Genomic DNA, 11,511 nt, shown 5'->3' on the forward strand with positions numbered 1-11,511 from the left:
AAAGATTTGATGGTAAGCAATGCCCACCATACATATGTTTCAAAAATTAAATAGGATTTCTATATTAAATGTGATGACTCCCTTTCCGTTCTAAAATTACCGATTTTTGTAGGGTGGGCACTGCCCACCCTACGTGTGTAGGTAATCTTCTGGCGAGAAGGGAGTAATAATCTCTGATTATAATATGAAATTTTCATTACAATTTAAAATAAGAATTATTCTTTTCTATTAAATCAAGACAAGTTCCTTGAAAGACGATAACAATTAAAAGTCAAAATAGATTGTAGAAATATTATTGAGTTTCAACAACTTTTAGAGATGTCACATCCTTCTAAATCTGCTACTACTCAATTAGGAAATCACGGAATGAACTCACGTTTAGAGGCAGAAAAGGTACAACTAGAGCTTTATGCCAATATTGTTAAAAATATGCAGTTTGGCTTGATTGTATGGCATCTAGAAGATCCTCAAGATGTGACTTCATTTCGATTGGTCACTAGCAACCCTGCAGCAAGCCACCTGACAGGAATGTCTCTTGAAAACTTTATCGGTCAAAGAATTACGGAATGCTTTCCTCATGCGTACAAAGAGAACAGGGATACTTTGGAATTGTACGTAGAAGTGGCAATGTGGGATCGCCAAATAGATCGACATGAAACCTACTGTAGCAACGAACACATATTTGGGAAATTTTTTAGCATCAAAGTATTTCCCTTACCAGAGCAGTGTATTGGAATTGTCTTTGATGATATTACACAACAAAAGCAAGCAGAGCAAGCATTACTGGAAACGGACGAACGGTTTCGTGCGACTTTTAAACAAGCAGCTGTTGGTATTGCTCATGTAGCTATAGATGGTCGATGGTTGCGAGTGAACCAAAAATTATGTGAAATTGTCGGTTATTCCCATCAAGAACTTTTAGAACAAAAATTTCAAGACATTACCCATCCGGACGATCTAGAACAAGATTTAAACTGCATCAAGCAACTACTGGCGGGTGAAATTGAACAGTATTCATTGGAAAAACGATACATTCACAAGGATGGCTCAATTGTTTGGATCGATTTAACCGTTTCTTTGGCTCAGGAAGAAAGAACACAGGGGGGAGACAAAGGAGCAGCTTCCTCCATATCCACCGTATCCCCTCCAGAGAAATCCAAATATTTCATTGCTGTCATAGAAGAAATTAACGAGCGTAAAGCAGCAGAAATGGCATTGCTACAACGAGCGGAAGAGTTAACACGTGTAAACACTATTCTGGCGCAAACCACAGCAATGTTAAAAAAACGTAATGACGAACTCGATCAGTTTGCTTACGTGGCGTCTCACGACCTGAAAGCACCCTTACGCGCAATTGCTAACCTTTCAGAATGGTTGGAAGAAGATCTAGGAGACAGTCTTCCTAAAGAAAACCAACAGCAGATGCGCTTGTTGAGAGGACGAGTGCGTCGAATGGAAGCGTTAATCAACGGGTTGTTAGAATATTCGCGAGTTGGACGCACTCAAGCACCTCTCTCAATGGTCAATGTTGCTTCTTTAATTAAAGAGGTTGTTGATTCTCTTTGTCCGCCGCCTACGTTTGTTATTGACGTAGAACTAGGTATGCCTATCTTTGTAACCAAGCGCTTACCTCTGCTACAGATATTTAGCAATCTCATTGGGAATGCCATCAAGCACCATTCTAGAACTGACGGTCTCGTCAAAATTTCTGTAGAAGACAGAGGAGCGTTTTATGAATTTGCTGTCTCTGATGATGGACCAGGAATCGCCCCTGAATTTTACGAGAAAGTTTTTCTAATATTCCAGACTCTAGAAGCTCGCGACCAAAAAGAAAGCACTGGAGTTGGTTTGGCGATTGTGAAGAAAATTGTTGAAGCTGAAGGTGGCACAATTTCATTGGAGTCCCAAGAAGTTGCAGGCAGTACTTTTCGCTTTACTTGGCTTAAAAAACCGCTTGAGTAGGGAATAGGGACTGGGGAACTCGGGATACCCTCCTTGTTGAGGGGCAATGGGGACTAGGGACTAGGAGAATAACTCATCCCCAATCCCCAATCGCCAATCCCCAATCGCCAATTCATGATTTTCATGCACCTCTGACCAATGGCTGAAGACGCACTCCTCGCTTTACAATTACAATCTATTTGGGGCTGAGTCGGGTACTTCGTTTTACTAAGACTTGGCTTGTTTTGCTATATATATAATCATTTTTATTAATGCTAATAGTATGATACTATTGTCATTCAATGTCAAAGTAAAATTATTAGCCTTTAAAAATGAAACATCTGTTTCGCTTGCCCGAAATAGAGTTTGAGTACACTGTATTTAATCAAAGGAAATGTCAGAAAGAACTATTAACATTTTATTGGTGGAGGATGACGAAGTTGATGTAATGAATGTCAAACGGGCATTCAAAAAAGTAAATATTAATAATCCCCTATATCTTGCCACAAATGGCATAGAAGCGTTGTCAATGTTACGAGACAACAAAGGTCAACCACCAGAAGTGCCATTAGAAAGACGGTTAGTTTTGTTAGATTTAAATATGCCTAAGATGGGCGGGATTGAATTCCTTCAAGAATTACGTTCCGATGCTCAACTACGGGCGACTCCTGTGGTAGTTATGACAACATCTAATCAAGATAAGGACAGAGTGGAAGCATATAATCTAAATGTTGCGGGTTATATTCTTAAACCTGTTACATTTAATAATTTTATCGAGTTAATGGCAACTTTAAATAAATATTGGACATTATGCGAAATGCCTTAATCAGTGACCAGTGACCAGTGACCAGTGACCAGTGACCAGTGACTAAACTAAAAGGTTTTGGTAACTACAGTTAATACTTTAATAAAATGATATTAATGACAGTTAAAGCAAAAGAAATAGATTATACAAGAAGTAAATGTAATACGCGGTTTCTGTGTTGAAAAATGGCAAAAGCTCAGAGCGATGGAAGAAAAACTAAAAGTTTTAGTTGTAGACGATGATGAAATAGACCGCATGGCAGTGCGTCGCGCACTAACGAAAGCTGGCGTACAAATGCAACTTTTTGAGGTGGGTGACGGCAATAGTGCGATCGCTGCATTATCCAATAGTTCTTATGATTGTGTCTTTCTCGACTATCGCTTACCAGACCAGGATGGCTTAAGTCTACTTCAAAATTTACGCTTACAAGAAATTAAAGTGCCAGTAGTGGTTCTTACAGGTCAGGGAGATGAACAAATAGCAGTAGAGCTTATGAAAGCTGGTGCTATTGATTACCTCTCGAAGTCTAGAATATCTCCAGAAATCTTGGCACAGGTGTTACGAAATGCGATTCGGGTTTACAAAGCGGAAATGCAGGTGGCATTAGCCAATCAGCAGTTAAGAGAAAGTAACGATCTCCTCACCCGGAAAAACCAGGAATTAGAAGTTCATCGCAAACAAATTGAAATACAAAATTTGAAACTAGTAGAAGCATCCAAGCTAAAGTCGCAATTTTTAGCAACTATTTCTCACGAATTGCGAACTCCAATGAATGCCATCATTGGGTTTTCTCAGTTGTTATTGCGACCGAAATGCGGATCATTAACACATCAGCAGAAGGATATGGTAGAGCGTATCTTGAACAATGGCAAACATTTACTCATGTTGCTCAATGAGGTTCTTGATTTTTCTAAACTAGAAGCAGGAAAGTTAGATTTAAAGCCAGAAATATTTGATTTATCAAAGGTTGTTAATGCTACTGTAGCAGAAATGCGATCGCTAGCCCAGGAGAAGAATTTGTCTTTGGAGGTTAAAATAGAATTGCCCAACTCTACGATATTTAACGATCCAACTCGTGTACGACAGATTGTAACAAACCTGCTTTCAAATGCCATTAAGTTTACGGAGTCTGGAAGTATTAGAGTTGAAGTGAAACAACTTGCTGCCGAAAAAGTGCAGCTTGCAGTTTACGATACTGGAATTGGGATCGATCCGGCGGATGTACAACATATCTTTGAGGCTTTTCGGCAAGTCGATCAGAGTATAACTCGAAAGTACCCTGGTACGGGTTTGGGTTTGCCAATTATTAAAGCCTTATTACAAATGATGGCTGGCACAATTTCTGTAGAAAGTCGCTTGGGAGAGGGATCGGTTTTTCAGATTGAGATACCCCGTCAAATACTAGTACCAGCTCGACAAAGTGGTGACGGGAAAGGGACTGGTCTAACTTATTCAACAAGCACAAATATATGGCGTCAGCAAGAGATGGCTCGCTTTGCCCCAGAAGGTACGCAAAGGAACAGTAGGGAAGTATAATTTTAAGATTAGTAAAGAAGCTCGAGATATAAATTTCTTTCAAAAAAAAGTCGATAAATTTATGATGTCTGGCGAAAATTCTAAAGTAGATCGGATTCTTGCTGTTGATGATACTGTTGATAATCTCATCTTACTTCAAACAATGTTGGAAGTAGAAGGGTATGAGGTGGACTTAGTATCAGATGGAGCAAGTGCTTTAAAGCAAATTATCAAATCTCCTCCAGACATAATTCTGTTAGATGTCATGATGCCAGGAATGGATGGGTATGAGGTAACACGTCGAATACGCAATAATCCAGAGATAGAATATATACCCATTTTGCTGTTAACAGCACACATTGAAGTGAGTGTTGTGGAAGGCTTGGATGCAGGTGCTGATGATTTTATCCGCAAACCATTTGACCAAGACGAACTCCTAGCGAGAGTGCGATCGCTACTGCGTCTCAAACACAGCATCGACGAGCAGAAAAAGATGGCAAAAATGCGGGAAGACTTCGTGTCTCGTCTCACTCACGATTTGCGAACCCCGCTAGTGGCAGCAGATCGGATGCTAAATTTGTTCGATCAAGAAGCATTCTGCAAAATATCGCCAGAAATGAAAGAGGCGATCGCCGCAATGATTCGGAGCAATCAAAATTTACTAGAAATGGTCAACAACCTGCTAGAAGTGTACCGATTTGAGGCAGGTAAAAAAACCATGCAACTCGATAGCTGTAATATGCGGCAGATTGTCGAAGAAGTTGCTCAAGAACTAAGCCCGTTGGCAATAGAGAAAGGTTTAACTATAAAATTAGATACTAAAGCTTTAGACGAAATAGGTGACAGTGCTGCTACAGTTATGGGCGATAAGCTAGAGCTAAGGCGAGTCATCAGCAACCTCATAGGGAATGCCATTAAGTTTACTGATACAGGTGGAGTCAACATTCGTATTTCTGAAACGCCAACCAACCAAAAAGATAAAGCTTGGATTGTTATTGATGTAGAAGATACCGGATACGGCATAGCTGCCGAAGATCGAGCCTTTCTGTTTGAGCGTTTTCGCCAAGGAAAACACAAACGTTCTGGTAGTGGATTGGGGCTGCACCTCTCACAACGTATTATTGAGTCCCACAAAGGAAAAATTCAAGTGTCTTCCGAAGTTGGTAAAGGCAGTGTATTTACGGTATGTTTGCCAAAGCTAGCTTAAAGGAAAAGCGTGAAAGTATTTCTACTCTCTCCCTTGTTATGTTCCTCCTATACCAAGCGGTTGTTCAGCCTTCACACAAAATACTGCGTTTGGATGGTGATTTTACCGAAGCCCTCTCATTACAATGCAATTAATGGTTCATGAATCTTAGCCCATCAAAATACGTTCACTTATTACATCGCTAATGACAACTCAAAAAGCTAAGCGTGAAGAATCAGACAAAAAGAACTACCCCAATCCCTTCCATAGTTCTCAACCTACAATGGCTAATTCTCCACGTCCTTTCTGACTTGTCCTTAGCGGTCTAACTATCTAGGAAAAAAAACGCATGACTCCATCAACACCAACTCGCGGTCAAGTAGAAAGAACTTTGACACAACGCATTCAGGCTTTATACCGAGAGCAATTAGGGCATCAACCGAGTAAAATCACTTGTCAATTGTCCGAACAAAATGTAGTCCTTGTTCTAGAAGGTTCCATCACCCAACCAGAACAATTTCTGGCTCGGTCAGGTCGAGTACAACTCGCCGAGCAAGTTCATTCAGACTTAGATGATGCAATTCAACCACAACTCAAAGCAGTAATAGAAGAGACTTTAAATGTTTCTGTTATTGAGCTACTGAGCGATGCAACACTTGCTACTGGTCGTACAGGAATTATTGCCCTTCTGACAAACGCACCAGAAGTTCGTACTCCTGCTCCGACTACTAAAACTAAGCGTAAACCTTTATCTAGCGACGAAAACCATCCAGAGAGAACAGCCCCATAAAATGACTCCTAGCAGACATCAAATACCGAACCAATATTTGATTTTCTCCTTAGATAAGACCGAACCATATCTTCCAAATCTTCGATCATGTAAGGCTTACTGATATAGTCGTCAAATCCTGCCCTCAAAATGCGTTCTCTATCCTCCGCACTTGCTAAAGCAGTGATTGCGATAGCAGCAATATGGCGAGTAAGGGGTTCTTGCTTGAGAGAACGCACAACATCTATACCGCTTTTCCCCGGTAACAGGATGTCCAGTAATATCAGATCGGGTTGGTATTCCTTGGCAACGAGTACGGTCGTTGAACTATCTTTTTGACAAATCAACCTACAGCCCAAAGAATCAAGAGCATAAGTTAACAGCAATAGATTATCATCATTATCTTCTACTGCTAGTATTAAGGGTGGTCGAGAATTGTTCTGCTTGTCGTCGCTCATAAATACGTGTGCCAGTTCCATTGCTTCTCCAGAAGATTTTGCTGTGCATACATCATAGTTCGTTTTAAGAACAAACGAGGCATTCTGCGAGCGGTTGATTAATAGCGCTCTTTCTAGACTGGCTCGTTACTCAACCTTAGCAAGTCGATTGTTCTCGCTCCCTAAGCTTACTCAATTCAGCTTTTCAGAATTCTCTCAAGCTAGCAGAGCAAGACGCTTCTTCTTAATTATATGCAAAGTAGCTAGAAATTTTATCAAAAAAGTCATAAGTACTTAATATATTTAAGCATTAATTAACATGGGATCGTTAAAGTAACTAATTTCTTTGCATTCTGTTATACAAAGCCAACACATACCGTAATGGCTGAACTGTCGCTATAGAAGGGATAGATTATAAAGGCGTTGTATTATAGTAATAAATTATACTTATTACAAAACTAGGATTTTTATCTTAACAAATACTTTTTATAAGTATAAATACGCTGCTTGTTTTGTGAATTTCAAGGGTCGCAGGAAAATTACTATCATTTCAATACCCCAAAGATATCCCATAAACATTAAATATACGAATACTTCTAACTTTAGAATGAAAAGTTTTTTGAACTCTTGACCTTTTTGTAGTATAATGTAGTATATAAATATTACTTGAGAAAAACGTGAAAACAGCCATGAGAAATTATAGGAGTTGAGGCTTTATGACACCAATCAGTACAAAACTCGTTCAACAACTACGTCAAAAAACTAGTGTTGGAATTATGGATTGTAAAAAGGCTCTGCAAGAGAATAATAGCGATCTCATCAAAGCTGAAGAATGGCTGAGGAAGAAAGGTCTTGCCAAAGCTGTTGCGTTCGCGAAGCGCAAGCTGTACCCAGCTTATCGCAAATCGCTTATCTGTAGAAGGGCTTATTGAGAGTTACATTCATAATGGAAGTCGAGTGGGTGTGCTGATAGAAGTCAACTGCGAAACTGACTTTGTGGCTCGTAACGAGAAGTTCCAAACCTTAGTTCGAGACCTAGCTATGCAAATAGCCGCTTATCAAGATATAGAGTATGTCAAGGTAGGAGACATTCCACTTGAAGTTGTAACGAGGGAAAAAGAAATTGAGATGGGACGGGATGATATTGCTAACAAGCCCGAAGCCGTCAAAGAAAAAATAGTTCAAGGAAGGATTGAAAAACGTCTTAAAGAAATGTCTTTGATGGATCGACCTTTCCTTCGGGATTCCAGTAACACAGTAGAAGATGTCATCCAGCAACATATAGCCTTACTGGATGAAAATATCCAAGTCCGGCGCTTTGTTCGCTTTGTTTTGGGTGAAGGTATTAAGGCTGCTAAGTAGACAAGGTTTTTGTCTTAGATTGGAAATTAGGCAGCGATCGTTTCGTAAACCTAGCGATCGCTGCTATTTTCTTAGAAAATAGCAATTGTATTTGATTTGTAAAATATATGTAGGGTGGGCAATGCCTACCACAAAACTTGGTGGTAGGCATTGCCCACCCTACATTACCTACAATTGTTGAGTTGTACTTTAGAAATATCTAGAAAGTTATTCCATATTGTGGGACGGGCGTCCCCGCTCGTCCTCTATTAGTGGTGGGCGAGGACGCCCGCACCACAAGAAAGAAATTTTATAGCTTATTTTGTGGCGATTGCACAAAAAGTTGCCGTCTAGCAGCTAGGATTTGCAAACCTTTGCTCACCATAAAAATTAGTAACACGACAACTAGACTTGCGGCGAAAAAAGGAACAAAGATTCCCAAGGCTGAGAGAACGATCGCACCTAAAGCCTCTACAGTAGAAATAATTCCATTCCCGAAGCCGCCTGTAAGTGCTGTTGAAGACAAACGAGTCATTCCCATAAAGGTTTGAATAATTCCTGCAGCACCGCCACCAGCAATAACTGCGATTGTCCATTCTAAGAGAGGAGTTGCGGTATCGTGAACTAAAGCTTTGGTGATGAAAGTTCCAGCAGCGATGGCAGTTGGTGTTGACACAATATCTAACGCATGATCCACCCAAGGAATATAATAAGCAGCAATTTCGATACAAGTGGCTACAGCAAATGCTATGAGTGCCGGATATGTTCCAATCCAGGTAAAATCTGGTGAAAGTGGCAAATGCCCGTAGATTGCAGCAAGACTCATGACAAGAGGTGGTACAAAGATGCGAAAGCCACAAGCTGCACTCAGAGCAATACCAATACCAATACTTAATAATGTATCCATATTGTTACGACTTCTTGCTCGAACGGTCGGTGTAAAGTTTACGTATTACTTAGTAGGTTATAAAAAATTGATAACAGAGGTATCTAACAAAAGAGTTGTTAGTCAATACGATCGCTATTCCTTTGGCAAAACATTAGGATTGTTTTTCCGAGGTGTAAGTTCTTCTTCTATCTGAGGTTGCGGATTTACTTTCAGAATAGGTTCTTTTGAAGAATTTTGTCTTTCTTTAAGAATTTGAATTTCTCTCTCTATCAATTCTTGTCCTTCATTAAAAAAGTCTTGAGAGTTATAAGGAACGAGGTCGCGAGAAAAACGTTGAATTTGTGTTGGAGTCAGACGAGGAGTATCTTGGATGGCATAAGCAGAAGATTGTCCAACTAGCACAAAAGGCACTAAGTATACTAAAGCTTTGATTTTCATAGGATGGAGAGGCAGCAGTTTGAATGGGATACCTGCCATAAGAGAGGAACAGTATTTCAAACCTTTTTGTCTTGGTTTGATAACTACTAAGATAAACCAACAAACTTTTTGCTGCCCTCCTACAAACGGGTGAGATATTATCTTTGGACTTCTTTGAGGATTTGAACAACTTGGTCATATCTATTTTGATGACCTTGCTGTTGAAACAATTCTGCTGCTTTTTGTAAATCTTGAATTCCCTGCTGTGTCTTCTTTGTGTTTAAGTATAGAATTCCCCGATTTTTATAAGCTATAGCATAGTCTTTTTTCAGAGCGATCGCTTGGTTGTAATCCTCTAGCGCTCCTTGGGGATCCCGTATCTGTAATTTGACATTGCCTCGATTGAGATATGCAGAGTAAGGTCCTTTATCTGTCCAGTTATTGACTTGAATTGCCTTTGTATAGTCAGCAATGGCTGCTTTTTGATCGCCCATATTCTGCTGAACAATACCTCTATTATAGTAAGCTTCAGAGTCTTGAGGATTTATACTGATAGCTTTGTTATAATCTGCTACCGAACTTTTATAATCACCCATCTCATCTCGTAGCTGTCCTCTGTTAATATAAGCGTCAACAATTGCTCCCTTACCCCAGCTTTGGTTGACTTGAATTGCTTTATCGTAGTCAGCAAGCGCTGCTTCTTTATTTCCTAAATCGTAATACGTTATGGCTCTGTTGTAGTATGCCAGGGAATAGCGGGGATTGAGACGAATTGCTTGGGTATAGTCTGCTAATGCTCCTTGCAAGTCTCCTGTATTGGATTTTTCCAGTCCAAGATTTAGCAAGTCACTAGCATTACCTTGAGGGGTTTCTATTGGTGGTGGTGTTTGAGCATAAACTTGAGGAATATTGACGAGAACAGCGATAAGCTGGGTACAGCTTGCGCCAAAGGCGATCGCACCCAGAATTGCAATGGAAGTTGAAGTTAATCTCATAACTTTCTATATAGTTGTGTGATTATACAGGAACTAAGTTCCTTTCAACTTAGGATGCCCAATCCCAACGCAAAATAACAATCGGTTAAGTTATTGGACTAAAGCAATGCTGGTTTTAGCGCAGCGCTCACTCGGGCGATCGCAGTTTATGATAGAATGTGTAACTGTTGGGGTTTTTCTAATGACCAAGACACCTTTTAAAATCAACACGCTCAAAGAGTATTTAAATTTTGATGACGGCACGGATAAACGTTACGATCTTGTTGATGGAGTGTTGGTAGAAATGCCTCCAGGTACTGGCAAGCATGAACAGATTATTACACTCCTACTTGTGCGTTTCTTTTTAGAAAAAGAAAGGTTGGGATTACCATTGGAACCACGCCCCAATGGTACAGAGGTGCTAACTAAAAAACAGCCCAGAAGACCAGACGTGAGTGTCATGACCGTGGAGCAGGCACAAACTATTGAAAAAACATCTGCCATTCTCCGGACACCACCACTATTAATTGTTGAGGTTGTTAGTCCCGAATCTGTTGACCGGGATTATAATGAAAAGTCCTCTGAATATGCTGACTTTGGCGTTGGTGAATATTGGATTGTCGATCCACTTTTAAATAAAGTAACTATCTGTCTCCTGTCACAGGGTGTTTATCAGCAAAGTGTATACACCAAAAATCAACGGATTGTGTCCAGGCTGTTCCCTGAATTAGAACTGACCGCCAATCAAGCTTTGTGTATTTAAAAAACTGCAAAAGACCTAAGCTTGGAATTTCCGTATTCGGGTTTACCTGATGTTGGTTGTTGAGGCTAGATGAAATTGGGAGCGATGGTTAGCAGAAAAATCAACTTGTAGTCGGTGTCAAAATGCAATTATAGCGGACACTATTTTAATTTTTAATTGATTTGATTTCATCACATAAATGCCTGTCTTTATCACCTTCCGGCTTACTTTCCAAATAGTGGCACACCCAGTCACAGCTAATCGCCAACATATCTTCAATATCTCCCACTTGCCACACCCGCGCCGTTTTGTCATCTGATGCCGTTGCCAAGCGCTCACCATCCGGGCTAAATACCACGCTCGACACCGAACTTTCATGTCCGGTGAGAGTCTGCAACGGTTTACCAGTTTTCGCATCCCACACCCGCGCCGTTTTGTCATCTGATGCCGTTGCCAAGCGCTCACCATCCGGGCTAAATACCACGCTCGACACCG

The 11,511-nt window shown here is 40.3% G+C and carries 11 protein-coding genes and 1 pseudogene; 7 read left to right on the forward strand and 5 right to left on the reverse strand.

Annotated features, from left to right (window positions below):
* Positions 1–366 precede the first annotated feature (366 nt).
* The 5 genes from ACKTT2_RS08335 (at position 367) to ACKTT2_RS08355 (ending at position 6,237) form a co-directional block, all read left to right on the forward strand.
* The gene (locus ACKTT2_RS08335; protein WP_407885577.1) at positions 367–1,962 is read left to right on the forward strand and encodes a PAS domain S-box protein; all 1,596 of its coding nucleotides are present in this window, start codon (positions 367–369) and stop codon (positions 1,960–1,962) included.
* 373 nt (positions 1,963–2,335) lie between these two features.
* Positions 2,336–2,767 carry a response regulator gene (locus ACKTT2_RS08340; protein WP_407885579.1) on the forward strand — a complete coding sequence of 144 codons (432 nt, stop codon included), beginning with the start codon at positions 2,336–2,338 and terminating at the stop codon, positions 2,765–2,767.
* A gap of 183 nt (positions 2,768–2,950) precedes the next feature.
* On the forward strand, positions 2,951–4,282 hold the full coding sequence (locus ACKTT2_RS08345; protein ID WP_407885581.1) for an ATP-binding response regulator: 1,332 nt from the start codon (positions 2,951–2,953) through the stop codon (positions 4,280–4,282).
* A 61-nt stretch (positions 4,283–4,343) separates the two neighbouring features.
* Positions 4,344–5,468, forward strand: a complete 1,125-nt coding sequence (locus tag ACKTT2_RS08350; protein WP_407885583.1) for a sensor histidine kinase — start codon at positions 4,344–4,346, stop codon at positions 5,466–5,468.
* A gap of 328 nt (positions 5,469–5,796) precedes the next feature.
* Complete coding sequence (locus tag ACKTT2_RS08355) at positions 5,797–6,237, forward strand: Na-translocating system protein MpsC family protein (RefSeq protein WP_407885585.1); 441 nt, start codon at positions 5,797–5,799, stop codon at positions 6,235–6,237.
* A gap of 8 nt (positions 6,238–6,245) precedes the next feature.
* On the opposite strand, the gene ACKTT2_RS08360 is transcribed toward ACKTT2_RS08355, so the two are convergent.
* Complete coding sequence (locus ACKTT2_RS08360; RefSeq protein WP_407885587.1) at positions 6,246–6,695, reverse strand: response regulator; 450 nt, start codon at positions 6,693–6,695, stop codon at positions 6,246–6,248.
* A gap of 674 nt (positions 6,696–7,369) precedes the next feature.
* Between ACKTT2_RS08360 and ACKTT2_RS08365 the strand changes: the two are divergent.
* Positions 7,370–8,015 (forward strand): annotated as a pseudogene (locus ACKTT2_RS08365) (translation elongation factor Ts).
* Between the two features lie 289 nt (positions 8,016–8,304).
* Here ACKTT2_RS08365 and ACKTT2_RS08370 read toward each other — a convergent pair.
* The 3 genes from ACKTT2_RS08370 to ACKTT2_RS08380 form a co-directional block, all read right to left on the reverse strand.
* Positions 8,305–8,901: a DUF4126 domain-containing protein gene (locus ACKTT2_RS08370; protein WP_407885589.1), complete on the reverse strand. Its 597-nt coding sequence runs from the start codon at positions 8,899–8,901 to the stop codon at positions 8,305–8,307.
* A gap of 114 nt (positions 8,902–9,015) precedes the next feature.
* Entirely contained in the window at positions 9,016–9,360 is a 345-nt protein-coding gene (locus ACKTT2_RS08375; RefSeq protein ID WP_407885591.1) for a hypothetical protein, read from the reverse strand.
* A 98-nt stretch (positions 9,361–9,458) separates the two neighbouring features.
* Entirely contained in the window at positions 9,459–10,295 is an 837-nt protein-coding gene (locus ACKTT2_RS08380) for a tetratricopeptide repeat protein (protein ID WP_407885593.1), read from the reverse strand.
* A 106-nt stretch (positions 10,296–10,401) separates the two neighbouring features.
* Here ACKTT2_RS08380 and ACKTT2_RS08385 point away from each other — a divergent pair, with 106 nt between their 5' ends.
* Complete coding sequence (locus tag ACKTT2_RS08385) at positions 10,402–11,037, forward strand: Uma2 family endonuclease (RefSeq protein WP_407885595.1); 636 nt, start codon at positions 10,402–10,404, stop codon at positions 11,035–11,037.
* Positions 11,038–11,182: 145 nt separating this feature from the next.
* Here the strand turns inward: ACKTT2_RS08385 and ACKTT2_RS08390 are convergent.
* The coding region (locus ACKTT2_RS08390; RefSeq protein WP_407885597.1) for a WD40 repeat domain-containing protein at positions 11,183–11,511 on the reverse strand (329 nt) is incomplete at its 5' end.

Source organism: Scytonema hankhaensis NUACC26 (assembly GCF_045865695.1).
Taxonomy (GTDB): domain Bacteria; phylum Cyanobacteriota; class Cyanobacteriia; order Cyanobacteriales; family Nostocaceae; genus Scytonema.